Genomic DNA, 23,803 nt, shown 5'->3' on the forward strand with positions numbered 1-23,803 from the left:
TTACATCCAAAATGCAATATATATAAGGGTAAATACAGGCAGTGCGGCAGTTAAACTATCGATACGATCGAGTATCCCCCCATGCCCGGGTAAAATTGTACCTGAATCTTTAATATCGGCTACACGTTTGAACATACTCTCGGAAAGGTCACCGACAGCGGAAACAAGGGCTACGAATAGAGTGACAACGACCACCAGCCCAAGCTCTTGTTCGGGAGAAGCTGTCATTATACCGAAAACAACAATCATGCTGGTAGCCAAACCACCCAGTAAGCCTTCAATGGTTTTAGCCGGACTCACATTGGGCATCAACTTGTGTTTACCTAATGCTTTCCCCGCAAAATACGCCCCGGAATCGGTCGCCCAAACCACGATCATAACCAAAAAGACGAGTGTTCCACCGTAATAGGGAGCCGCTTCAGAGCTTAAGCCTTTTAAGGCGATTAATGCGGCAAAGCATGGAATTAGAGTCAACTGTCCAAACATCGACTTGAACATATGGCTTTTTTGCCACATGGCCGAGCTCTTCGGAAATGAGAGGACTAAAAGAAAAGAGATTGCCCACCACATTGCACCGATTAAGATAACCGACAGGTAGACGGGATGAAGGTGCCCTTTAAACCAAAGTTCATCGGCAGGCACAAAAATATTTAACGCGACCAGTAGTACACCTATGGTGACGGTAAAGCTCCATTGCGTTATTTGACAGCGTTTATCAATTATCTGTCCCCACTCCTTGGCCGCAATAAGGAATACAGGGATCAAAGCCCATGAGAAGTATTCCGTAGGAAGCCAAAAAATAGCCCCCAAAACCAAGGGAATTAACCAAATTGCTGTTATTATTCGTTGTTTTAGCAAAAAATATCCCTCTAAAAATTATTTCTGAGCCTGCATAGATTCGATCTGGCATCCCGTTAAGCCAAAACGGCGCTGACGAGATGCAAAAATGGCTACCGTCTGCCTGAATGCATTTTCATCAAAGTCCGGCCATAAAGTATCGGTAAATACCAACTCGGCATAGGCAGCCTGCCATAAAATGAAATTACTGATACGGAAATCACCGCCAGTGCGGATCATTAAATCAACTTCAGGCTGATTTTGCATGCATAAATGTTCATTTAGCGCCTCTTCGGTGAACTGACTGCTGTTCATTTCACCAGACTCGACCTTTTTAGCTAAAGTTTGAGCCGCCTGCATGATATCCCAACGGCCTCCATAGTTAGCCGCAACGTTAAGAATTAACTCAGAGTTATCGGCAGTTTTCGCCTCAGCCGATGCGATCTGTTTCTGTAAACGCTCTGGGAAACGACTAATATCCCCTATGATATTTAGCCTTACACCATTTTTATGCAGTAACTTAATCTCGCGCTGTAGAACAGTAAAAAACAGTTCCATCAACAGCGTGACCTCTTTATCGGGTCTACGCCAATTTTCGCTCGAGAAGGCAAACAGTGTCAGTGAGTCTATTCCCATCTCTCTGGCAGTGCTAACGACACGACGAACTGCCTTTACACCGGCTCGGTGCCCCATCACTCTGGGTTTCCCTTGTGCCTGTGCCCAACGTCCGTTTCCATCCATGATGATGGCTACGTGCTTGGGAGTTGACAGTTTCACAAGTTCAGCGACCTCCTCAGGAGTGAATTCTGAACTAGATTGGGAGTCGATTGACATCTATTACAACCCTTAAAATAGACAAACGCCGTGTAGTATACCGCTACACGGCGTCTGAACTCTAGTTTCTTAGCCCTAGATTAGACTTCCATCAACTCTGCTTCTTTTGCAGTCAATATTTCATCGATCAGCTTGATGTGAGCATCGGTGAATTTCTGAACGTCATCTTCAGTACGACGAACATCATCTTCAGTACACTCTTTCTCTTTTTCAAGAGATTTAACGTCTGAGTTAGCGTCACGGCGAACGTTACGCACTGCTATACGACCATTTTCAGCTTCGGCGCGTACTACTTTAATCAGATCTTTACGACGCTCTTCCGTTAATGCCGGAAGTGGAATACGGATAGTTGCACCGGCAGACATAGGATTAAGTCCTAAGTCAGAACTCATAATTGCCTTTTCAACGGCTTGGATCATCGTACTGTCGAAAACATTGACAGCAAGAGTTCGTGAATCTTCAATCGATACATTGCCGACTTGCTTAAGCGGTGTCATTGAACCGTAATAAGAGACTTTAATTGTATCTAATAGACTAGGGTGTGCACGGCCAGTACGAACTTTAGCCATTTGGGTCTTAGTGGATTCAACGCACTTTTCCATGCGTGATTTTGCATCATTTTTAATTTCGTTTATCACGATAAATATCCTTTCTAATTCACTAATTGCTTATTCTATTATTGAACACTCAGCTTCAGCTACCGGAGCCTTTATCACTCGGCTGATTGAGCCTTGATCATTGTACCTTCCTGCTCACCCATTATTACACGACGAAGGGCACCAGGTTTATTCATATTAAATACCAATAATGGCATATTGTGATCTCTAGCCATAGTAAATGCTGCCAGATCCATCACTTTTAACTCTTTGTCGAGAATTTCATCGTAACCCATTTCATCATATTTTACTGCATCAGGGTTCTTAACCGGATCATCTGAATAGACACCGTCTACTTTGGTTCCTTTAATGACGACTTCAGCTTCAATCTCAATTCCGCGTAGACATGCAGCAGAATCTGTGGTGCAGAAAGGATTACCCGTTCCCGCAGCAAAAATAACAACACGACCAGACTTTAATAAGCTAATCGCTTCAGCCCAGTTATAATCGTCACACACGCCCTTCAAAGGAATTGCAGACATCAGTCTTGCATTGACATAAGCACGATGCAAAGCATCACGCATCGCCAGACCATTCATCACAGTTGCAAGCATACCCATATGGTCACCAACAACGCGGTTCATGCCAGCTTGTGCCAGTCCTTCGCCACGAAATAGGTTCCCACCACCGATAACAACACCTACCTGAATGCCGAGCTCAACCAGTTCTTTAATCTCTTGAGCCATACGATCCAATACTTTAGGATCGATACCAAAGCCTTCTTCGCCCATTAAGGCTTCGCCACTTAACTTTAGAAGAATACGTCGAAATGCAGGTTTAGGATTCGTGCTCATTTTTATTGTCCTGAATTGATGCCGATAGGGAAATATATACGATAAGACCGCAGCAAATGCTACGGCCTTAGGGGTGCTTACAAAGGAGATTAAGCCTTAGTAGCAGCGATTTGTGCAGCTACTTCAGCAGCAAAATCTTCTTCTTTCTTCGCGATACCTTCGCCAACTTCTAAACGAACGAAGTTAGATACCGTAGCGCCTTTCTCTTTAAGAATTGCGCCAACAGTTTTCTTAGGTTCCATGATGTAAGCTTGACCAGTAAGAGAGATCTCACCAGTGAACTTCTTCATGCGACCGAAAACCATCTTCTCAGCAATCTCTGCAGGCTTGCCTTCGTTCATAGCGATTTCGATCTGAAGTGCTCTCTCTCTCTCAACAAGATCAGCCGGAACATCTTCAGGGTTAACGAACTCAGGCTTAGAAGCAGCAACGTGCATTGCAACGTGCTTTAGCGTCTCTTCGTCAGCTTCACCGGCAACAACTACACCGATGCGCTCACCGTGACGGTAAGAGGCAAGGTTTGCACCATCAATGTACTCAACGCGACGAACGTTGATGTTTTCACCGATTTTAGTAACGAGTGCAATACGCGTCTCTTCAAACTGTGCTTTCAAATCTTCGATAGTGACTTTAGATGCAGCAGCAACCTCTAGAACAGCGTTAGCAAATGCTAGGAAGTTTGCGTCTTTTGCAACGAAGTCTGTTTGACAGTTAACTTCTAAAAGTGCAGCGTAACCTTCGCCATTCTTAATAAGGATTGTACCTTCAGCAGCGATGTTACCTGCTTTTTTGGCAGCCTTTGCAGCACCGCTCTTACGCATGCTATCAATTGCTAGTTCGATGTCACCATCAGTTTCAGTCAATGCTTTCTTACAATCCATCATGCCAGCGCCAGTGCGGTCACGAAGTTCTTTAACTTGGGCAGCAGTAATTGCCATTGTTAAATCCTCTACAGATAATTCAAAATTCAATTGATATAAAACAGGGGCTGTTACCACCTAAGGTGAAAAGCGCCCCTGTTTTCCTATCATGTCGCTTAATTAATTTTGGAGATGCTTAGCATCAAACCAAATTATTCAGCTTCTACGAAACCGTCTTGCTCAGCTTGTACAGCAAGGTCTTGACCACGACCAGCTTTAGCGGCAGCAGCAACAGACTGAGTGTATAAACGGATAGAACGCATAGCGTCATCGTTACCAGGAACGATGTAGTTGATACCGTCTGGTGAAGAGTTAGTATCAACAACAGCTACAACTGGAATACCTAAGTTGTTAGCTTCTTTAATAGCGATATGCTCATGGTCAGCACCGATAACGAAGATAACGTCAGGTAGGCCGCCCATGTTCTTGATACCACCAAGAGATTTTTCTAACTTCTCAAGCTCGCGAGTACGCATTAGCGCCTCTTTCTTAGTAAGCTTGTCGAAAGTACCGTCTACAGACTGGCTTTCAAGGTCTTTAAGACGCTTGATTGATTGACGAACTGTTTTCCAGTTAGTCAACATGCCGCCTAACCAGCGGTGATCGACGTAGAACTGCTCACAAGAGATAGCAGATTCTTTGATAGCTTCGCTTGCAGCACGCTTAGTACCAACGAAAAGAACTTTACCTTTCTTTGATGCAACATTGCTGATGAAAGCAAGTGCTTCATTGAACATAGGCACAGTGTGCTCTAGGTTGATGATGTGAACACCATTACGAGCACCGAAGATGAAAGGCTTCATCTTTGGGTTCCAGTAACGAGTCTGGTGACCGAAGTGAACACCGGCTTGTAGCATGTCGCGCATTGAAACTGTAGTCATTTTATTACCTTAAATTGTTAGGGGTTAGACCTCCACGCTTCCCATATCTTCGACCTATGTAGGCACCCCGAAGAATGTGTCGAAACGTGTGTGATTTAGTATTTAATAAATAGCCATGTATAATGGCCGCCATCTTAACTTTAACCGCTTGAGCATTTTGCTTGAATCTCCATCCTATTGAATAGAATCCTATTGAATAGAGAGTATCTTGCATCTGCCAAAGACGGGTTAGAGTCAAACATAACGGCGCGCTTTATACCATATTGAGAGAGCAAACACAAATTTTCGCTCTCTTTTGATGTAAAATATGCTCGCCGAAATCGCCATGAAAAGACACACGAGAGACAGTTAAATGAGTATAGTGATAAAGAGTGCAGAAGAGATCGAGAAAATGCGTGCAGCCGGAAAATTAGCGGCTGACGTTTTAGAGATGGTGGCGCCTTTTGTTAAAGTGGGTGTTACGACAGATGAGCTAAACGATATCTGCGCTAAATTTACAGAAGAACATGGCGCAACCTCAGCACCTCTCGACTATCACGGTTTTCCAAAGTCTATCTGTACTTCAATCAATGAAGTGATCTGCCATGGGATCCCAAGTTCACGCGCTTTAAAAGATGGCGATATTATTAATATCGATATCACGGTCATCAAAGATGGTTACCACGGTGACACTTCGAAGATGTTTTTGATTGGTGATGTCAGCGCTAAAGATACGCGTCTTTGCCGCATCGCTCAAGAGAGCCTCTATGCCAGCATCCGTAAAGTTCGTCCGGGTATGAAACTAGGCGAAATAGGTACCATAGTTGAGAAATTTATTAAGACTAAGAAAACTGGCCTCGAGAAATACAGCATTGTAAAAGATTATTGTGGTCATGGTATTGGTGCTGGTTTCCACGAAGAGCCTCAAGTCATGCATTATAAAAACAGCGACAAAACCGTCTTGCGCCCGGGCATGTGCTTCACTATCGAGCCAATGATCAATGCCGGTCGCCATACTTGCATTCTCGATAAAGATGATAACTGGACAGTAACGACCTCAGATGGTAAAAAATCAGCTCAATGGGAACACACACTGCTGATCACTAAAACCGGAGTCGAAGTACTTACTCTTCGTGAAGAAGAGGACTTTCCAAGAGTGATTAATCACTAGTTTATTAGAACTATAATCCGCACTGGCTTAACTATTTGTACGTTAAGCCAGTGAACTAACCAGCTCAAGGGCATCGATGACCACGGAATCAGCTCAACTCGCCAAAGCTCAGCTACTCTCACAAAACCACGACCTCCTCACCCGCTTTCGTCATGAGGAGTCGATCAAAAACTTAGTCGCACAACGATGCCAATTCGTCGATGAATTATTACAGCAACAGTGGCAAGAGCAGCAGTTAGATCAATTTCCCATCGCGCTCATTGCCGTTGGAGGTTATGGCCGCGCCGAGCTGCACCCCCAGTCCGATGTCGACCTTCTTTTCCTGATCGAGACAGAACTATCCCCCGAAGCCGAACAGGCATTAAGTCGGTATATCGCTTTTTTATGGGATGCTGGTCTGGAGGTCGGTCACAGTGTTCGCAGTCTGGCTCAAACCCTTGAGCAAGGGCGAAATGACATCACCATAGCCACTAATCTTCTCGAAGCAAGATTGCTTTGTGGTCCCCAGACACTTTATCATTCTTTACACCTGAGTATCAGAGCCGATGATTTTTGGCCCGCAAGTGATTTTTACATCGCCAAACGTGACGAACAGATCGCACGCCATGCTAAGGCAAGCGCATTCGATCTTGAGCCTAATATCAAGACCTGTCCTGGCGGTTTAAGAGACATCCATACCATCTCCTGGGTTGCTATGCGCTACTTTGATGCTGCCAACATTGAAGCGCTCGTCGGCCATGGGTTTCTCGAGTCCGATGAGCTCAATGAACTGCTCGAGTGCCAGTCCTTCTTATGGGAATTAAGGTTCGCGCTTCATTTGATCTCCGGACGGGATGAAAACCGCTTGCTGTTTGACCTTCAGCGCCAGGTAGCAGATCTTCTGGGTTATGAAGATGCCACACAGCTTGGAGTGGAGCAGATGATGAAACGCTACTATCGCACCGTAAGGCGTGTGATGGAGCTGAACCAGATGCTACTCCAGCTTTTTAAACGTGCCACACTGGGTCATACTAAAGCGCTGGAAATAAAAGGGATCAACGACGACTTTCAACTGCGTGGTAAGTTTATAGAAAGTATCACAGAAAACCTTTTTGACGACCCGGTCCAGCTGATGACGCTGTTTCTCCATGCGGCAAAAAACTCCAATATTCAGGGTATTTATGCCCCGACTTTGAGAAGCTTGAGGAAGGCCCGACGTGCCCAGACGCAAGCATTGTTGAACCTTCCAGCATGCAGAGCTGTCTTCTCAGAGATATTGCGCCATCCCAGAGGCATCGCCGCCTTGTCCTTAATGCACCGACATGGTGTTTTATCTTCATATCTACCCGCCTGGCGAGATATTGAGGGGCAGATGCAATTCGATCTTTTTCACGCTTATACGGTCGATGAGCATACCCATAGACTCCTGCAAAATATTGAAAGCTTCGCTCAAACTGATCAAAAAGAGGAGTTTCCGTTAGGCTCCGTACTCATCAACCAATTACCCAAAAAAGGCCTGCTCGTGCTGGCGGCGCTGTTTCACGACATTGGGAAGGGACGTGGCGGCGACCATAGTAAACTAGGGGCTGTTGATGCACTCGATTTCTGTAAGCTCCATGGGCTCAACGATCACGATGGTCGGATGGTTGCGTGGTTAGTAGAAAATCACTTGGTAATGTCTGTCACCGCGCAAAGACGCGATATTTCCGATCCCGATGTGGTCGCCGACTTTGCTGATAAAGTCAGAGATTCGGTACACCTGAGTTACCTTTACTGCTTAACCGTTGCCGATATCTGTGCCACCAATGAAAAGACCTGGAACAGTTGGAAAGGCTCTTTACTTCGAGATCTTTATTTCTCCACACAACGCGTGTTGGCCCGAGGCAAAGAGAAGCCTGTCGATATTCGCGCTCGAGTCAGGGAGCATCAGGCAAAGGCAAAAAAAGAGCTGCTCAGACGTGGCGTGAAAGAGAAAAGCCTGGATGTATTATGGCAGCGATTTAAAGCCGATTATTTTTTACGCCATCAGCCTAATCAGATAGCCTGGCATGCAGAAGCCATACTTAAACATAAACAAGATGAACCTCTGGTCCTTATCTCTAAGCACACGACCAGAGGTGGCACAGAGCTGTTCATCTATGGAAAAGATAAACCTAAGCTATTCACGACCGTTATGGCCGTGTTAGACAACAAAAACATCAATGTTCACGAAGCCGGTATCATGGCCTCTAAAGATCAATATGTGCTAGATTCTTTTGTCATTTTAGAGCAGGATGGAAGCCCTGTATCGCGGGTGTCACGAATTCAGGCACTCAGAAAAACACTAATTAAAGCGCTAAACAGTGACACATCTAAGCTGCCAAAATTTAAGAAGCTTTCACGGAAAATGAAACCTTTTAGGGTGCGAACTCAGGTAAATTTCTTGCCCTCTCGGCGCCATGGCACCAGCATGATGGAACTTATTGCACTCGATAGTCCGGGACTCTTGGCAAAAGTTGGGGATATTCTTTATCGATGCCAACTCAAATTGTTGGCAGCAAAAATAACGACTATTGGCGAGCGAGCAGAAGATTTTTTTATTCTGCAAAATACCGAGGGTGAGCAGCTGAATGAAATTCAACAAGAGATGTTGAGACAGAACTTAATCACTGCACTCACAAAGCCTGCTCAATATTAGCGCTTACTGTACAACCTATGAGCAAGACTCAAGCAAACGGTGCATCCAGTATTTGAATTCTGAGTGAGTTATTCTAATTCACTCTTTCATATTCATATCTCGGCAGCACTTTTTAGTGGCTTGTGTATATAATACCGATTGGTATAACCTTTTTAAATCAGATTCAGTCAATAACACAATTGGGAGACGTTAATGGAGGCTTTACGCCAACGCATAGAGGCAGCTTTTGAAGCTCGCGCAGAAATAACCCCTAACTCAGTAGAACCGAGCGTTCGTGCTGATGTAGAGAAAGCAATTAGCATGCTTGATAAAGGTGAAGCTAGAGTTGCTGAGAAAATTGATGGCCAGTGGCACGTTCATCAGTGGCTAAAGAAAGCCGTTCTGCTCTCTTTCCGTATCTTCGATAATGGTGTTATCGATGGTGGCGAAACGAAATACTTCGATAAAGTTCCCATGAAATTTGCCGATTACGATGAAGCTCGCTTCAAAGAGGAAGCAATCCGAGTCGTTCCGCCAGCCACGGTACGTAAAGGCTCTTTCATCGGTAAGAACACGGTTCTGATGCCTTCATATGTGAACCTTGGCGCCTATGTTGACGAGGGTACTATGGTCGATACCTGGGCCACGGTGGGCTCTTGTGCTCAGATAGGTAAGAATGTTCACCTATCTGGCGGTGTTGGCATTGGTGGTGTATTGGAGCCATTACAAGCAGGGCCAACTATCATCGAAGATAACTGTTTCATAGGTGCACGTTCTGAAGTCGTTGAGGGCGTCATTGTCGAAGAGGGTAGCGTTATTTCCATGGGCGTTTATCTTGGACAAAGTACCCGTATCTATGACCGTGAAACAGGTGAGGTTCATTACGGAAGAGTACCGGCTGGCTCGGTTGTCGTTTCAGGGACCTTACCTTCAAAATGCGGAACCTATAATCTTTACGCCGCTATTATTGTCAAAAAAGTTGACGCTAAGACTCGCGGTAAAGTGGGCATCAACGAACTATTAAGAATCGTTGACTAATCCCACCCTTTCCCTGAGTTTCAAGGGTTAGCTAAAGACAAATAAAATCCCACTTCAGGTGGGATTTTTTATGCCCATTCAGGTATTATTTTTTATGCCAATTTGTCGAAATACATAAATTGTTACTCAGGGAAACAGTCTGTTCCCAACTGCACATTTCGATACACTTAGCTACAAATCGCTTACAGCATTTCAGTCGAAAAGGGTCTTTACTCAATAACACACCCTGAATAAAAGACGCTAGGAGCGACCATGAAAAAGTTCATTGCTATCGCAGCCATAATCCTGACCCCACTTGCTTTTAATGCTTCAGCAGCCATGTCTCCTCAGATTGAAAAAACATTGATACAAGTTTGTAAAGCTGGAGCCAGTAACAGTCTATTTAAATTCAACGATACGATGAAAGGCTATCGTATTAACAAGCAGAGAGTCTTCCCTCGCTTAGTTTGTAATGGACAGAGTTATCATCAATTTGCATTGAGTCATGGTGCAGATAGAACAGCCAGTAAGATTGCCCCATATATGAAAGGTCAAGTAACGATTAAAGATTTGGCTATGACTTATAGTTCAGACGAGATGTTGGCGGTGAACTATTAAGCCTTATTAATTAGTCATAAAAATGAAAACAGCCTCATTTGAGGCTGTTTTTTTATTTTAAACGGTCAGGAAACCCATTACAGTTCCAAGGTTAAAGTGTAAAAGATAATAACGATAGACACATAATTTGTTACTTTGAGACAGGTCCAGAATTAATATCAACACTTAGCCATACTTGGATACCAATCTCTGATTTAAAAAACGACAGTTTTATTCCCATACACGATCACTTCTTCATGCAATACCAATTGTAACGCCTTACTTAGTACACTTTTTTCAACATCTCGCCCACACCGGGCCAAATCTTCAGCGCTATAACTGTGGTCGACAGGAATGACATCTTGTTTAATTATTGGCCCTTCATCTAAGCAATTGTTAACGAAATGGGCCGTCGCACCAATAATTTTCACCCCCCGCTCCCAAGCCTGTCGGTAAGGGGCCGCACCGATAAATGCTGGTAAAAATGAGTGATGAATATTGATAATTCGATTGGGGAATTGCTCTACAAATTCAGGCGTTAAAATTCGCATAAACTTTGCTAAAACAAGGTAATCGGGCTGATACTTATCTATCACTTTACTCATCATCTTCTCATGCTCGAGGCGAGACACGCCTTCATGGGAAATATAGTGAAAAGGAATATCAAACTTATCCGTTAACGGTTTAAGACTATCGTAATTACTGACAATCGCGGCAATTTCAATATCCAAACCACCGTAATAGGCTTTCATCAAAATATCACCAAGACAGTGAGCCTCTTTAGTCACTAAAATAACCACTCGTTTCTTAGCCGTATTGACCAACTTGACGTGACTTGACTCAGGTAACACTTCATCGATATCGGATAAAATGAGTGCATCATTGAAGTCTCCTTCTAGCTCAGTTCGCATAAAAAAGCGTCCTTGAGCATTATCAACGAATTCACTATTTTTTATGATATTCAAGTGATGCTTAAAACATACTCCAGTGATTTTCGTTATTAATCCCTGTGCATCTGCACAGTCGGTGATCAATACTTTACGTTCCATCTCTATTTCCCCAAAGTTAAAATTAATGTTTACAAATATAATTAAGAACGTGTATCGATATACCTTTGTAATAGTCGGCGTATACTTTCGGCCTTAGTACCATAAACAACCTGCACACCATTGCCGACAACGACAACCCCTTTGGCACCCAACTGTTTCAACCTTAATTTATCGACTAATAAAGGTTGCTTTACACTTATTCTTAAGCGAGTCAAACAAGCACTTAAATCGAGGATATTATCGGTCCCTCCAAGCGCCCTGACAATCGTCAGTAAGCCGGCTTGAGGTTTGCTATCTTGCTCCATTCGTCCGGGTGTCTTGAGGTTAAAGAGTAAAATAGCCCCTCTAAAAATCAGGTAATAAATCACTGCCGTCAATGGCCCTAAGATCAAAAACCACTCGCTATTTTTAGCATTGCCAAACAACAGAGAAAAATCAACCAGCCCATGGGAAAATACAATACTGTGATGGATTTCAAGCGTAATACATACCGCATAAGCGATCCCCGTCATCAAGGCATGCAGTAAAAATAACAGAGGTGCAATAAACATGAATGCAAATTCGATAGGTTCAGTAACACCGGTAAGCCAGCTTGCAGAGGCTGCTGATATCATAATGCCAGCGACTCTGTTTCTCTGCCCTCTATCGGCACAACGCCAAATAGCCAGAGCAGCTGCAGGTAACCCCCACATTTTTATCAAGTAACCACCTGCCAAATTTCCTGCAAGCGGATCTCCGGCAAGATACCGAGCCACTTCACCTCTTATCACTTCCCCATCTTTAACGTACTGCCCCATCTCTAAATAAAACGGCGCGTTCCAGATATGATGTAATCCCAATGGGATGAGTAGTCTTTCTACTGCACCATACAGCGCAAAGGCTTCAGCAGGCTTTTGATATACGACCCAATTGGAAAACCGCTCTATCCATAAGGACATCGACGGCCAGATATGAACAAGCAGATAGGCAAGAATAATGCTGAAAGGGATCATTAACAGAGGGGCACTTCTCCTTCCTTCAAAGAAAGAAAAAACCGCAGGAAGACGTAACTTTTGACTTTGATTTACCGCAAAACAGGTTACAACCCCTACAAGCATTCCTCCGGCAATCCCTGTATCTATGGTCTCCACCCCCAAGAGGGTTCGAGTTGGAACTTGATACACTTCAGCCAAGGCGGCCATGCTTGAGAGGTATACACCAAAGCCAAATACAGCACTGAATGCAGCGATGCCCTGATCTTTACAAAAACCTATCGATACCGCGACGGCAAATAACATAGGCATCATGGTAAAAATGAGATTGCCCACAGTTAACATGAGTACCGACAACGGCTCAGGAATAAATGGGATGGGATTACTGGCCAAACCAATCATGACCCCTGCCGCGGGTAAAATGGCAATAGGGATCAACAACGCCTGACTGAGTCTTTGCGCAAATTTAAACCAATGCTGAGTAATATAACTTAAGCAACGGTTTCCATGTCGATTAGATCTTTCCAGCTTTGCAGCCATGCCTTTGCTTCTACCTCAGGTTCCATTGTTTCACAGGCGTCTATTTTTAAAATATCACCAATTCGCTGCGAACCTAGTTCAGTGAACAGTTCATCAAACTGTATCCCAGCCCGACAAAAAGTTTCGTAACTCGAGTCGCCAAGGGCGATCACGCCGTACCTAAGTTCAGGAAGGTAAGGTGCCGTAGCTTTAATACTTTCAAACCAAGGAAGTATGTCATCCGGAACATCTCCATGTCCCGTGGTTGAACAAATAATCAATAAGACTTCATCTTGCGGAGGAGTGAAACCACCTAATTCGTCATGTTGAAGCAATGCCACCTCTCGACCTTCGCATTGAAACTCATTACATAAGGTTTCAGCTACGAATTGAGCATTGCCATAGACAGTTCCAAAAATCAGATTCACTTTTCTCATGTTTCAGATCGCCCTCTGTTCAATTTAGACTTATAATCCAAACAATACTTTATTGACAGCGTCATGCCAACTGATTCAATTGAAGTTTCAAGGACTCAATAAGATGCGCCACTCTAATCGCCAAAAGCACCTGAAACAGCTTCATCGCTCAGCTCACATCAGACGCATGTGTTATTTTCGAACGGTTCAATCCGGTAACACCTTAAATGCTCCCTCACAATCTATGCATTCAGAAGATAAAACCACGCAACACCATGAAAGCAGTCACAAGAAGTAGATACACCAAGAATAAAAGCCATTAGAAAGATAAGAGTAACCTATTGATTATAGACTACTCATTTCTTATTGATGCTCTGAACACTTCAAGAACCGTTGCAAACCGTAGCCTGGTAATTGCCATCGCTAAACACAAGAGAATATATACAGCCGTTTGATTTCTTACACAATAAAATAAGATCTATCCGTCGCTAACTTCTCTTCATCCCACCCAAACGCCTCAAACAAGGTGAACCACTGCTCCTCAAGCTCTGTTTCGATAGTGATACGCTCTCCACTTCTGGGGTGATCGAAAGAGAGGTGTTTGGCGATCAACCATAGTCTGTTCATCGAGAAATGTTCTCTGAAGAATTTATTCTGCTTACCGTCACCATGGGTTGTGTCGCCGACAATAGGGTGTCTTAAATGAGCCATATGACGACGTAACTGATGTTTACGCCCTGTATGCGGAGTTAACTTTACCAACGCATATCGACTCGTTGCATATCGTCCCGACGGAAAAGGGATTTCAGTATTAAGCAGCGGCTGATAGCTGGTTACCGCATCTTGCGCAGCTTTATTAGGATCAACATCTTTATCACCGTGATCATCAAGCTCCACTTTAAGCGCATAATCTAAGGTGTCGGCCTCATGCATATTCCCCCTGACTATGGCTAAGTAATGCTTATCTACAGTTTTAGCTTCAAATTGTTCACACAATTTATTGGCCATCTCGCTACTCTTGGCAAACAGCAACACACCCGAGGTTGGCCTGTCGAGTCTGTGTACAGGAAATACATGGCAACCCACTTTATCGCGGGTTAATTGCATCGCAAAAAAACGCTCGCGACGTGCCAGATAAGAGCGATGCACTAACAGGCCTGCAGGCTTATGAATAGCCACCACATCATCATCTTCAAACAGAATCTCGATTTCGGGCGCTGACTCTTCGACAGCATCTTCTACCATTTCCGGAGACTCAGCTATATCTGGATCTTTTTCAACCGTCTCTTCTAGCATGTTATCTTTGTTCACTGAGCAATGTATCCAAATTGTCAAAAATCAAAATCAAAGTATGTAAGTTTTTCTTACTACTCCATACATGATGGGCCATAGGCGCTATCGCAATGTTAGTGGGTAAAGCCTGACCTCTGTCTATCAAATCTTTCATCTTAGGAATGAAAATAAACTGAACCCAATTCTCAAAAGGCATCGCTTCACAACTAAAGGGCGAACTATCATTCATGGCTTCTTGTGAGGGGTTCTCTGAGGACCATAGTGATTGCAGCCTGAGTTCACTCTCTAACTTATCGAGCAATTCAGTCGTCTTTAAATAGAGCACTTAACACACCTTCTAATCAACACAAATGATGGTAGAAACATCGAACACACTCTTGGTGGCCCTCCCGCCTTATTAGACAATAATACCACCTCACTTACATTCTCTCTATATGCCTATAGATAAGAGAAAAATCACAAGCATGTTCGACTACCTCAGGCTATGTCTGAAACTCGCATCTTGAAGTAGCTTGGGTATAATAGCCCCCATTAAATAGCAGAACATCTACGTTACGGCAGCCACATGACAGAAATAACGACCCTCAGCCAGTTCCTGACAACAGCTAATACACAATTCCAAGTCTATGATATGGGAAGAAGAGTCCAGCACATCGACATGATGGCGTTTAACGAAATAGAAAGTCTGAACTCACCTTATCCATCTCCGCTACAAGGGCATGCACAATTTGCTATCGTATTTTGGGATGCCAGCCAACAGCACTATATCTGGTTTTTAAAATTACCATTAGATGAACGAGGCTTGTTATCACCGGCACCAAGAACCCAGTTTATAAAGATGATTGTGGAGGCTCTTGGACGAGACCCGGCGCAGACATTATCAGAAGAACAGCAACAGAAATTGGCTAACCACCCATTTGCATTTAAACCTTCGGCAGAAAAACTCGCGATATTTAACGCCTTGGTACGTAAGCAGCTAGGTGATAAAGCCTCACCTCAATATGAGTTTGCCTACCAATATATTTCCGGGCAGGTGAAGACGGAAAACTGGCAAGAAATTGGGCTTCAGGGCATTGCGGACATCTGTGTTCGTTCCAATGAGTTAGATCACCTTAACCATCTTAAAGCTTGTTTTGAATATGCCTCGACAGAAGTACAGATCGCAATCTGTCAGTGTCTGGAGCATTTAACAATAGATAAAGAACTGGCTGAAATCATATTAGCTAAGTTAATCGCTGCTGATAAGACAACAAAACTCTATTACCTAAGAGCGCTGGCATCACATTCATCGCTGACCCAAGAGGCAGTCTTGCATCTAGCCCAAGGTCAGTTACTCAATGCCGATGCGTTGATCACCATAGCCGCCAGAAACTGGACTGTACTTAAACACGATGCAACCCGCACAATTTACTTAGAAGCACTCGCGACGCAGGAACAGCACTTCTTTAATCAAATTTTTGCTGATATTGTGGTGATCCCTGTGTTACGAACTCAAATGCTTGCCGAGCTTCGTAACCCGAATAGAAGTCCGCAGCTATCTGCTGCCATTGGTGGATTATTTAAGGTTACAAAAGCATGATGACAGACTTTTTACTCATTGTTGCACTCGTTGTTATTGCAGCATTTTTCTGGCAACTTCGACAGATGGCTGAACTTAGCCGGGTATTTGCTGAACGTGAATGCCAGAAACAGAAGGTACAACTGCTTGCTATTGCCATGGAGTCGGCAAGACCCAGCATAGGTGGCAGCAGCGGCCTCACCTGGAAAGCAAAATATATTCTCGAGTTCAGCACTGACGGTATTAATCAATTTCGGGCTCACATTTGGATGCACGGAAAGAAAATCCAGAAAGTACAATGGCCAATATTCCCTGAGCCCGAATGGTTAGAAGCACCGGAAGCTCGCGGCTCGGTAGGGGGCAGTTGTGGCTCTCGCGGTAGTTGTAATTCAGGCAAGTGTAAATAAGCTTCTATTTGCCGTAAGCCGTAAGCCGTAAGCCGTAAGCCAATAGATTCTGAAAGATAATCGTAGTTGTTGTACTAATAAAGAAAAAGCGCGGCCCCATATGGAGTCGCGCCCTTTATCTCTTTGCTAAGCTATCCCGCTATTTATTGTGCTCCCTGCACCTTCCATGCGTTCAATGTGCTCCCTGCATCATCCATGTAACATCCTGTTTTCCCTGTATCTACTTATAAAAGTAGTTACTCATCCTTGTTCTCAGTCATCCATTTACTGAGCTAGCTCATCCGTAAGCGTGTCCAACGTCTTCCGTGTATTTCCCTACAAATTCCATTTTTTCCCTGTATCTACTATAAAAGTAGCTACTCATCCTTGTTCTCAGTCATCCATTTACTGAGCTAGCTCATCCGTAAGCGTGTCCAACGTCTTCCGTGTATTTCCCTACAAATTCCATTTTTTCCCTGTATCTACTATAAAAGTAGTTACTCATCCTTGCTCTCAGTTATCCATTTACTGAGCTGGCTCACTCCGTAAGCCTATCCAATCTCATCCCTGTTGCATCCTTTCAATACACTCCCTGTAATATCTGTCTTCCAGACAGTAAACCTTCCATCCTGGATTGTTTAGCCTTCCCTAGTTGAGGTCTGGCACGCCATCCTAGAGTGCCTCATCCTTGATAGTTTCCTTTCAGTGCTGTTCCATCAGTCACTTTTGATCATCCTGACCATCGCTTCCATTCATTCACGTATTTCCTTGTACGAGTTAAATTTTAGAGGAAATTGAGATAAAAACTGGCCAAATACTAAACTTTAACATTCATGAAAACTAAAGTTCACTTCAGCATCTACCATAAACCACTGTTTAAGAAAGATAAAACATATAGAGTGAGGTTTTACTACACATAAACAATTCTTATCTCTCACACTCATGTAAGAGATCTCTCACAAGAAGACTGGCAGATTGGATATAAGTAAAATAAATACTCCTTTGATAAATGTAAAAACTGAGGAAAAATCCGTCTCTATCCGGCTGAAGGTTTTATATTCCCGTTAGTTACCAACTCTTTTATTTCAATAATTATATTCACCACCGAGTGTATCTAACTAACCCCATCTACTTGTTCTACATAAGCATATCTAAAAATCATCAACAAAATCTCCAATTCCCGGAGCAATAAATAAACCCGGAACAAAGGAGCTCTATTATGCAATAAGGCCTTAGCCGATAAGGACGCCGCAGTTAGCAGGCAAACATCACGATACTTAAATCGTTTTAACAAAATATACAGACACAGATAGAAAAACAGCGGCAGCAGTTACATATGTTAACTTTTGCTACATACAAAAGAATGTAGTAAAACAATGAATTATAATAAGTACCTTCTAACTTCAGCGATATTAGAGAAGTATCGGGTAACTCCACCTGCAAACTTGTGAGAGATCTCTTACACGCGCAGCTGAGCATGCAGAGATCACCGATTTGGTGATTTTGTGAAGTCAAAGCAAACTAATTGAATAGACAGATGAAATTACTCATTTTCGTGTCCTCGATAAAAGAGTAACTCCCCTTCTACATTTCCTATGGATATGGCTTCTAAAAGGGCAAAACTATGCTTACTAAATAGTTGTGCATGACTGGATTCACTAACAAACACCCCTATCCCATCGAGTTCAGGTTGCTCATCACACCAACTCAAGACAGCTTCAACAAGCTGGCTTCCTAAGCCCTTATTCTGCTCGGTTGGTGATACGGCAATAAATTGTAAAATGCCACAACGTGGACTAGGCAGATGCTCTAACAAACAGGCCTCTTTATTTATTAAAGCCTGAGTCGATTGCCAACCCGTACTGATTAACATCTTTAAACGCCAATGCCAGTATCTCGCCTCCCCTAAAGGCACTTGTTGTGTGACGATGCAAGCAACACCGACCATGCGATCATCATCAAACAACCCGATTAAGGCCTGCTCCTGTTGCCATAATTCGTTCAGTTCCTCACGAATCGCCCCTCTAAGCTTCTGTTCGTACATCGCGAGATCGCCCCCATACAGGGCATCGAAAAAAAATGGATCATCATGGTAAGCGTTATAGAGTATAGAAGCTGCAACTCGCAGATCTTCAGCAGTAAGATAAACGGCTCGAAACTGTTCTAATTGTTGGTCTTCAGCATTTGTCATCAATTTTAACCTTTGATCTAGATCAATTATAATACCAATCAGTATAAGAAAGTGATCTACTCAGAGTTATTTTTGGCAAACTAATTCAAGGCGAATAGATGATGCAATGGTGATCCCTTGTGAAGTTATTCAACGAGGAATTAGGCAGCCAAAAACACTCCTGAAAGGCGAGTTTTAGCCCTTCTGATGCTGCGTTAACGAGCTTAAACGTAGAACAACTATGCTCTTCACTCGCTGCGAGCAACATGGATGTTGCAAATGCCATTTATGCAGGAGCAATTAATGGCCTTGCCTCAGAATCGCTAAACTCTCGCTGAGCACTCACATCTTTATACTGATTGGTATAACAATGTAGCAAGCAAGCTTAATAGTGTAAATATCAATCATGTATCGCTTTAAAAATAGTCAGTTTTTGGCGTTTGTTCCATACTGATACTAGCATTATATTTTTATCGACTTAATTGATAGCAAGGAGCTATAGATGGATACAACGCCGCAAGACCTTAGCCACCTGTTCGAACAACTTGGTTTGGAAAATAGTGAAGAGAGTATCGCTACGTTTATTAGTAGTCATATCATTCCTGATAAGGTGCTTATTTTTCAGGCTGACATTTGGAATGAGTCGCAAAAGAGTTTCTTAAAGGAGTCTATAGAGGAAGACGCCCAATGGTCAGAAATCATCGACCATTTAGACGCCCAGTTAAGAAAGTGACTAGGGCCTAAATATTACCGTAAGCCTTTTCCCCCCAACCTACGAGCGCACCATTACTGATCACCACAGGAGTACATTCATCTTTTGTGGTTTTTCCATCGCCATTCATATGTTGGGTACGATAAAAGAGTACATGTACTTTTTTATCTTCCTGGATATAGGCTTCATTGAAATCGGCCTGCCCCATCAATACCTGAACTTGATCCCGGCTCATGCCCAGGCTCAATCTGGCTAAATTAGCTCTATTCTTAGTTTGCGATTTCTCCCAGCTCGCTTGGTTATCCCAGCCCGATTCACTGTCGCCAACATTGAGTACACAGCCTGTTAGGGCTAAGCTTGCGACCCCAATAAATACTAAACCCATTAAATTTGTTTTCACTATGTCATCCTGTTTCATTATTATGATGAGAGGAGATAAAGCAAATCACAGGCCAAATCTGTATCCACCTGTTTTAATTTGCTTTTTATTTATTCGACAATTTTTATGTTAGTAATATCGACTAACCAATGAGAAAATTAACTAACTATGAGCCCATTAGAACAGGTATTAGCCGCAGCAAAATCTATTGCGACTTCAGGCAAAATCCCTAGCCTTGCACTGATCAAAACCAAGCTTGGTAACAGTGTCCCGATGCCGATCCTCATACAAGGGTTACAGCAGTATAAATCTTTGTCACAGGATTTAATCGATCAACTTCCTGAGATACAGGTGACCCAGGAAAAATCCAAGCCAAAAGGTGAGTACTCTGAAATTGCTGAAGTAAAAAAAGAACTCATGCAATTAAAGGCTGCTTATAAGGCGATGGATGAACGATTAACCTTTTTGGAAGAGAACAACAAAGATAAGGCGGAAAAGTAATGCATGTTGTTGAACTAAGATTTGAATGTTTTGACAACACTACGATTAGCGCAGCAGAGAAAGCGATCAATGGGTTACTGGAAGCATATCGAGCTAATGGTCAAGTATTGGGACGTGAATTTGCCGTCGCATTCAATGAAGGTGAGTTTAGAGCAAGACTCCTTATGCCGGAAAAGAGCAGTTTGTCAAAACGATTCAATAGCCCATGGGTCGAGCTGGCTTTGAGCGAGTTAACAGAAGCTAAACTACTGGCCCCAAGAGAAAAATATATCGGGCAAGATATCAATTCAGAGGTAAGCAGTACCGAAACACCCAGCTGGCAACTGCTGTATACCAGTTATGTACATATGTGTTCTCCCGTTCGTAATGGAGACACGCTACAACCTATCCCCCTATATCAACTCCCAGCGACATTTAACGGTGATCACAAGCGCATTATTCGCTGGCAAACTGAATGGCAAGCCTGCGACGAGTTACAGATGGCTGCGGCCACAAAAGCGGAATTTGCGGCACTTGAGGAGCTTACGTCACCGAAAAGTGATCTATTTCGTCGTGGCTGGGATTTAAGAGGAAGGATTGAGTATCTGACAAAAATTCCGACCTACTACTACCTCTATCGCGTTGGCGGAGATAACCTGGCTTCAGAGAAGGCTCGCCCCTGTCCACGTTGCGGAAATAAAGAGTGGTTACTCGAAGAACCACTTCTGGATATGTTTCATTTCCGTTGTGATGCTTGCAGAATTGTCTCAAATATCTCCTGGGATCATCTTTAAAAGAAGGGGCTAGATTCTAGGAATCTAGGTCCTAGAACCTAGAATCTAATGACCTCTTAAATTACGCCACATCAACTTGATACGCTGCCAAATCCCCGGATGATCGAGCTCAGGCATCGACTCCTCAATATGTAATTCAGGAGGTGCGACTCTTGGTTTTAAAGCAGCGATAAATTCATTCAAACTGCCGCTTAGTTTTTCACAGGGCTGATCGCCAGGTATCTCAATCCATACACTGCCATCGCTATTGTCGACCGTTAGCATCTTATCGCCATCTCCCAACACTCCGATAAACCAGGTCGGCGCTTGTTTCAGCTTACGCTTCATCATCAGATGACCAATCATATTCTGCTGCAGATACTCAAAATCGGTGTCGTTCCAGACTTGTAATAACTCCCCATCGCCCCACTCGGAGTTAAATAACAGAGGCGCCGAAAAATAATCACCAAAAAAAGCATTAATTTCAGTTCGTAAAGTGATCTCCAGAGCCCTGTCGACATTGTGAAAAGAGCCACTCTCTTGCCTCTTTACCGGCCGCCACATTACCGTATCGTCAAGATTAGAGCTGGCATCGAACTCCCCCTCGATACAGAGAGAATCTTCACCTTGGGGGTAATACCGGGGGGATTCACCTAGCTGTTCTATGTAAGCTTGGTGATATATTTTAAAAAAATTATCTAATGCAGGTAAAGAAGACACTTAGCAGAAGTCCAAAATTTAAGTATAATGTAGGGCTATTTTGACATGGAAAACCTATTGATGACACAAGTTCATGATCCTTATACTGGTGCAGAAGCTCTCTCTGAACTAACGCTTGGTAAAGCGACAGGCTATCAGGCTGAGTACGACGCATCTCTGCTACAAGGGGTCCCCCGTAAACTTAACCGCGATGCTATTGGCCTAAATGAAACGCTCCCTTTTCATGGAACCGATATCTGGACGGGTTACGAATTGTCATGGCTCAATGCCAAAGGCAAACCTATGGTTGCCATAGCCGAGTTTTATCTAAGCTTTGACAGTCAGAACTTGATCGAATCTAAATCATTCAAGCTTTACCTTAACACCTTTAACCAAACCAAATTTGACAGCGTAGAGCAGGTTCAATCCACTCTGGCTGATGATTTAAGTCAATGTGCAGAGGGTGAGGTTTTAGTCAGAGTACTCGAGCCAAAACAGTTTTCTACTCAGCGGGTCGTTGAACTACCAGGAACCTGTATCGATGATCTCGATATTGAAGTCAACGATTACAGTTTTAACCCCGATTATTTGCAGGACAGCACAGATGACAAGGCGGTGGTTGCAGAGACGCTCAACTCGAACCTGCTTAAGTCTAACTGTTTAATCACCTCTCAGCCTGACTGGGGAAGTGTGATGATCCGCTATCAGGGGCCTAAGATAGATCGCGAGAAACTACTGCGTTATCTCATCTCATTCCGTCAACATAACGAGTTCCACGAACAGTGTATCGAACGAATTTTTGTGGATCTGAAACGCTTCTGTAACTGTTCAAAATTAACGGTATATGCACGTTATACCCGCCGCGGTGGATTGGACATCAATCCCTATCGCAGTGACTTTGAGAATCCACCAGAGAGTCATCGTTTAGCAAGACAATAAACTATACCTAGCTGGCAAGTTCGGATTAAATACACGACAAAAAGAGGATAGGTTAATCACCTATCCTCTTTTATTTAGAAGTTATTATTTTCAGGTAAAAAAGACTCCCACCAACAATTTGTTAATGAGAGAGAGTGAGAGCGATGCAGCTCTTTGACTGCTCTTTAGTTGTGATATCAAACAGCCCGCTCTCAGGGCTTAAATCTAATATTTAAAGATTCTCGTAGCTCGTAGCTCGTAGCTCAGCAAAACACTACCATTTAAATGAGAGGCCAAACTCATAGAAGTTCTCTCTGTCAGAAAAATAAGTATAGGTAAAATAAGGAGAAAATTTCCAAATCTGAGTTGTCAAAGTAATATCGTGATAATTGAAATTCCCCTTACTGCAATTAATATCTAAAAAGCACTGCTTATCAATATCAAGATCTGGAACACTCACCCAGCTCGTACCACCTCGAGTATCATAAACATGGTTATAGCTATAACTGATATTCATACGTTCATGGGCACTCCACGACACCCCTAGCATAATATCGACGGTATCTGAGGGGGTAAAACCCAGTTCACCGGGATAATCATCACCTAGTTCAAAGCCAAATCTATATTCATCGGTATACCAGTTATAATTAGTATCAGCCATCAATATGACAGTTTCATTCACTGGAATACCGGCAAAAATCCCTGTGCTGTAACCGCCTCGATTTGCTTTAGCCGTCACCTCAGTAAACATAAATGAGGTATAAAAACTTTTCCCCATTCCCACTTCCCAGAAATCATTGCTGTCATACTCGCCAAACACACGCCAAGTCTCTCCAATATCAAAACTCGCGTTTAGTGTATAAACAGCCTCACCATCTTGCATCTTCACATCTAAGCCAACGGACTGATATAAGAGCTCACCTCCTCCTTCTTGCTCTATGGCTGCGGCTTTAGGAGGAAAAATCAGCTCTATTTCACTGGATATGGAGCTGGCGTGGGCACTGGCAGATATTAGCGCTACAAAGCAGCCGACATAAGTTAACAACTTATTCATATAGCTCTCAATACATCTTAAAATTTAAAAAACTCGATTCGAGTGGAGATAGCTAAAGCCTGAACAAAGGGAGAACTTTTCTAAGTTGTCCCTTTGAAAATGAAA

The 23,803-nt window shown here is 43.3% G+C and carries 25 protein-coding genes; 10 read left to right on the forward strand and 15 right to left on the reverse strand.

The genetic code is table 11. The annotated features are described in order from the left end of the window. The 6 genes from SSED_RS16530 to rpsB all read right to left on the reverse strand — a co-directional run bounded on the left by SSED_RS16530 (position 1) and on the right by rpsB (position 4,922). A complete protein-coding gene (locus tag SSED_RS16530; RefSeq protein WP_012143490.1) occupies positions 1-858 on the reverse strand; it encodes a phosphatidate cytidylyltransferase in 858 nt (285 codons plus the stop codon). 18 nt (positions 859-876) lie between these two features. Next, positions 877-1,671, reverse strand: coding sequence for an undecaprenyl pyrophosphate synthase (gene uppS, locus SSED_RS16535; RefSeq protein WP_012143491.1), 795 nt, complete (start codon positions 1,669-1,671; stop codon positions 877-879). Between the two features lie 80 nt (positions 1,672-1,751). Next, positions 1,752-2,309 carry a ribosome recycling factor gene (gene frr, locus SSED_RS16540; protein WP_012143492.1) on the reverse strand — a complete coding sequence of 186 codons (558 nt, stop codon included), beginning with the start codon at positions 2,307-2,309 and terminating at the stop codon, positions 1,752-1,754. 74 nt (positions 2,310-2,383) lie between these two features. Beyond that, positions 2,384-3,121 carry a UMP kinase gene (gene pyrH / locus SSED_RS16545; RefSeq protein ID WP_012143493.1) on the reverse strand — a complete coding sequence of 246 codons (738 nt, stop codon included), beginning with the start codon at positions 3,119-3,121 and terminating at the stop codon, positions 2,384-2,386. 89 nt (positions 3,122-3,210) lie between these two features. Beyond that, entirely contained in the window at positions 3,211-4,059 is an 849-nt protein-coding gene (gene tsf / locus SSED_RS16550; RefSeq protein ID WP_012143494.1) for a translation elongation factor Ts, read from the reverse strand. A 134-nt stretch (positions 4,060-4,193) separates the two neighbouring features. Continuing rightward, on the reverse strand, positions 4,194-4,922 hold the full coding sequence (gene rpsB / locus SSED_RS16555; protein WP_012143495.1) for a 30S ribosomal protein S2: 729 nt from the start codon (positions 4,920-4,922) through the stop codon (positions 4,194-4,196). A gap of 352 nt (positions 4,923-5,274) precedes the next feature. On the opposite strand from rpsB, the gene map reads away from it, so the two are divergent. The 4 genes from map (at position 5,275) to SSED_RS16575 (ending at position 10,342) form a co-directional block, all read left to right on the forward strand. After that, positions 5,275-6,072 (forward strand): type I methionyl aminopeptidase, encoded by a 798-nt coding sequence (gene map, locus SSED_RS16560; RefSeq protein ID WP_012143496.1) that lies wholly within the window; start codon positions 5,275-5,277, stop codon positions 6,070-6,072. Positions 6,073-6,148: 76 nt separating this feature from the next. Then, complete coding sequence (gene glnD / locus SSED_RS16565) at positions 6,149-8,728, forward strand: bifunctional uridylyltransferase/uridylyl-removing protein GlnD (RefSeq protein ID WP_012143497.1); 2,580 nt, start codon at positions 6,149-6,151, stop codon at positions 8,726-8,728. A 192-nt stretch (positions 8,729-8,920) separates the two neighbouring features. Further along, a complete protein-coding gene (gene dapD / locus SSED_RS16570) occupies positions 8,921-9,745 on the forward strand; it encodes a 2,3,4,5-tetrahydropyridine-2,6-dicarboxylate N-succinyltransferase (protein ID WP_012143498.1) in 825 nt (274 codons plus the stop codon). 252 nt (positions 9,746-9,997) lie between these two features. Beyond that, entirely contained in the window at positions 9,998-10,342 is a 345-nt protein-coding gene (locus SSED_RS16575) for a DUF3718 domain-containing protein (RefSeq protein ID WP_012143499.1), read from the forward strand. Positions 10,343-10,536: 194 nt separating this feature from the next. Here SSED_RS16575 and purU read toward each other — a convergent pair whose 3' ends face one another. The 5 genes from purU to SSED_RS16600 all read right to left on the reverse strand — a co-directional run bounded on the left by purU (position 10,537) and on the right by SSED_RS16600 (position 14,894). Next, a complete protein-coding gene (purU, locus tag SSED_RS16580; protein ID WP_012143500.1) occupies positions 10,537-11,370 on the reverse strand; it encodes a formyltetrahydrofolate deformylase in 834 nt (277 codons plus the stop codon). Between the two features lie 41 nt (positions 11,371-11,411). Further along, on the reverse strand, positions 11,412-12,881 hold the full coding sequence (locus tag SSED_RS16585) for a PTS transporter subunit EIIC (protein ID WP_012143501.1): 1,470 nt from the start codon (positions 12,879-12,881) through the stop codon (positions 11,412-11,414). Beyond that, a complete protein-coding gene (locus SSED_RS16590; protein ID WP_012143502.1) occupies positions 12,833-13,297 on the reverse strand; it encodes a flavodoxin in 465 nt (154 codons plus the stop codon). Before SSED_RS16590 ends, SSED_RS16585 begins: the two co-directional genes overlap by 49 nt. A gap of 438 nt (positions 13,298-13,735) precedes the next feature. Further along, a complete protein-coding gene (truC, locus tag SSED_RS16595; RefSeq protein ID WP_012143503.1) occupies positions 13,736-14,572 on the reverse strand; it encodes a tRNA pseudouridine(65) synthase TruC in 837 nt (278 codons plus the stop codon). Position 14,573: 1 nt separating this feature from the next. Beyond that, the gene (locus SSED_RS16600) at positions 14,574-14,894 is read right to left on the reverse strand and encodes a YqcC family protein (RefSeq protein ID WP_012143504.1); all 321 of its coding nucleotides are present in this window, start codon (positions 14,892-14,894) and stop codon (positions 14,574-14,576) included. Positions 14,895-15,134: 240 nt separating this feature from the next. On the opposite strand from SSED_RS16600, the gene SSED_RS16605 reads away from it, so the two are divergent. After that, complete coding sequence (locus SSED_RS16605) at positions 15,135-16,148, forward strand: DUF3549 family protein (RefSeq protein ID WP_012143505.1); 1,014 nt, start codon at positions 15,135-15,137, stop codon at positions 16,146-16,148. Beyond that, entirely contained in the window at positions 16,145-16,534 is a 390-nt protein-coding gene (locus tag SSED_RS16610; protein ID WP_012143506.1) for a DUF3301 domain-containing protein, read from the forward strand. Before SSED_RS16605 ends, SSED_RS16610 begins: the two co-directional genes overlap by 4 nt. Positions 16,535-18,056: 1,522 nt before the next feature. Here the strand turns inward: SSED_RS16610 and SSED_RS16615 are convergent. Continuing rightward, positions 18,057-18,704: a GNAT family N-acetyltransferase gene (locus SSED_RS16615; protein WP_012143507.1), complete on the reverse strand. Its 648-nt coding sequence runs from the start codon at positions 18,702-18,704 to the stop codon at positions 18,057-18,059. Between the two features lie 481 nt (positions 18,705-19,185). On the opposite strand from SSED_RS16615, the gene SSED_RS16620 reads away from it, so the two are divergent. Beyond that, positions 19,186-19,416, forward strand: coding sequence for a DUF2789 domain-containing protein (locus SSED_RS16620; protein WP_012143508.1), 231 nt, complete (start codon positions 19,186-19,188; stop codon positions 19,414-19,416). Positions 19,417-19,423: 7 nt separating this feature from the next. Here the strand turns inward: SSED_RS16620 and SSED_RS16625 are convergent, their stop codons facing one another. Beyond that, positions 19,424-19,780, reverse strand: coding sequence for a DUF3192 domain-containing protein (locus SSED_RS16625; protein WP_012143509.1), 357 nt, complete (start codon positions 19,778-19,780; stop codon positions 19,424-19,426). Positions 19,781-19,942: 162 nt separating this feature from the next. On the opposite strand from SSED_RS16625, the gene SSED_RS16630 reads away from it, so the two are divergent. After that, the gene (locus SSED_RS16630; protein ID WP_012143510.1) at positions 19,943-20,275 is read left to right on the forward strand and encodes a hypothetical protein; all 333 of its coding nucleotides are present in this window, start codon (positions 19,943-19,945) and stop codon (positions 20,273-20,275) included. After that, on the forward strand, positions 20,275-21,048 hold the full coding sequence (locus SSED_RS16635) for a Zn-ribbon-containing protein (protein ID WP_012143511.1): 774 nt from the start codon (positions 20,275-20,277) through the stop codon (positions 21,046-21,048). Before SSED_RS16630 ends, SSED_RS16635 begins: the two co-directional genes overlap by 1 nt. A gap of 45 nt (positions 21,049-21,093) precedes the next feature. Here SSED_RS16635 and syd read toward each other — a convergent pair whose 3' ends face one another. Beyond that, complete coding sequence (gene syd, locus SSED_RS16640; protein WP_012143512.1) at positions 21,094-21,747, reverse strand: SecY-interacting protein; 654 nt, start codon at positions 21,745-21,747, stop codon at positions 21,094-21,096. Positions 21,748-21,807: 60 nt separating this feature from the next. Between syd and queF the strand changes: the two genes are divergently transcribed. After that, positions 21,808-22,665, forward strand: coding sequence for an NADPH-dependent 7-cyano-7-deazaguanine reductase QueF (gene queF, locus SSED_RS16645; protein ID WP_190273165.1), 858 nt, complete (start codon positions 21,808-21,810; stop codon positions 22,663-22,665). Between the two features lie 253 nt (positions 22,666-22,918). Here queF and SSED_RS16650 read toward each other — a convergent pair whose 3' ends face one another. After that, positions 22,919-23,698, reverse strand: coding sequence for a hypothetical protein (locus SSED_RS16650; RefSeq protein WP_012143514.1), 780 nt, complete (start codon positions 23,696-23,698; stop codon positions 22,919-22,921). Between the last annotated feature and the right edge of the window lie 105 nt (positions 23,699-23,803).

The sequence above is a fragment of the Shewanella sediminis HAW-EB3 genome (assembly GCF_000018025.1).
GTDB classification, from domain to species: Bacteria; Pseudomonadota; Gammaproteobacteria; order Enterobacterales; family Shewanellaceae; genus Shewanella; species Shewanella sediminis.

What these genes read in the sequence shown, in the direction of transcription:
- SSED_RS16590 (WP_012143502.1), bottom strand. Translation starts at nt 13,297, where the DNA reads ATGAGAAAAGTGAATCTGATTTTTGGAACTGTCTATGGCAATGCTCAA.
- SSED_RS16605 (WP_012143505.1), top strand. Translation starts at nt 15,135, where the DNA reads ATGACAGAAATAACGACCCTCAGCCAGTTCCTGACAACAGCTAATACA.
- glnD (WP_012143497.1), top strand. Translation starts at nt 6,149, where the DNA reads ATGACCACGGAATCAGCTCAACTCGCCAAAGCTCAGCTACTCTCACAA.
- SSED_RS16575 (WP_012143499.1), top strand. Translation starts at nt 9,998, where the DNA reads ATGAAAAAGTTCATTGCTATCGCAGCCATAATCCTGACCCCACTTGCT.
- SSED_RS16650 (WP_012143514.1), bottom strand. Translation starts at nt 23,698, where the DNA reads ATGAATAAGTTGTTAACTTATGTCGGCTGCTTTGTAGCGCTAATATCT.
- SSED_RS16620 (WP_012143508.1), top strand. Translation starts at nt 19,186, where the DNA reads ATGGATACAACGCCGCAAGACCTTAGCCACCTGTTCGAACAACTTGGT.
- SSED_RS16630 (WP_012143510.1), top strand. Translation starts at nt 19,943, where the DNA reads ATGAGCCCATTAGAACAGGTATTAGCCGCAGCAAAATCTATTGCGACT.
- SSED_RS16610 (WP_012143506.1), top strand. Translation starts at nt 16,145, where the DNA reads ATGATGACAGACTTTTTACTCATTGTTGCACTCGTTGTTATTGCAGCA.
- SSED_RS16625 (WP_012143509.1), bottom strand. Translation starts at nt 19,780, where the DNA reads ATGGGTTTAGTATTTATTGGGGTCGCAAGCTTAGCCCTAACAGGCTGT.
- truC (WP_012143503.1), bottom strand. Translation starts at nt 14,572, where the DNA reads ATGCTAGAAGAGACGGTTGAAAAAGATCCAGATATAGCTGAGTCTCCG.
- rpsB (WP_012143495.1), bottom strand. Translation starts at nt 4,922, where the DNA reads ATGACTACAGTTTCAATGCGCGACATGCTACAAGCCGGTGTTCACTTC.
- purU (WP_012143500.1), bottom strand. Translation starts at nt 11,370, where the DNA reads ATGGAACGTAAAGTATTGATCACCGACTGTGCAGATGCACAGGGATTA.
- SSED_RS16585 (WP_012143501.1), bottom strand. Translation starts at nt 12,881, where the DNA reads ATGGCTGCAAAGCTGGAAAGATCTAATCGACATGGAAACCGTTGCTTA.
- SSED_RS16635 (WP_012143511.1), top strand. Translation starts at nt 20,275, where the DNA reads ATGCATGTTGTTGAACTAAGATTTGAATGTTTTGACAACACTACGATT.
- queF (WP_190273165.1), top strand. Translation starts at nt 21,808, where the DNA reads ATGACACAAGTTCATGATCCTTATACTGGTGCAGAAGCTCTCTCTGAA.
- tsf (WP_012143494.1), bottom strand. Translation starts at nt 4,059, where the DNA reads ATGGCAATTACTGCTGCCCAAGTTAAAGAACTTCGTGACCGCACTGGC.
- uppS (WP_012143491.1), bottom strand. Translation starts at nt 1,671, where the DNA reads ATGTCAATCGACTCCCAATCTAGTTCAGAATTCACTCCTGAGGAGGTC.
- pyrH (WP_012143493.1), bottom strand. Translation starts at nt 3,121, where the DNA reads ATGAGCACGAATCCTAAACCTGCATTTCGACGTATTCTTCTAAAGTTA.
- dapD (WP_012143498.1), top strand. Translation starts at nt 8,921, where the DNA reads ATGGAGGCTTTACGCCAACGCATAGAGGCAGCTTTTGAAGCTCGCGCA.
- SSED_RS16615 (WP_012143507.1), bottom strand. Translation starts at nt 18,704, where the DNA reads ATGACAAATGCTGAAGACCAACAATTAGAACAGTTTCGAGCCGTTTAT.
- map (WP_012143496.1), top strand. Translation starts at nt 5,275, where the DNA reads ATGAGTATAGTGATAAAGAGTGCAGAAGAGATCGAGAAAATGCGTGCA.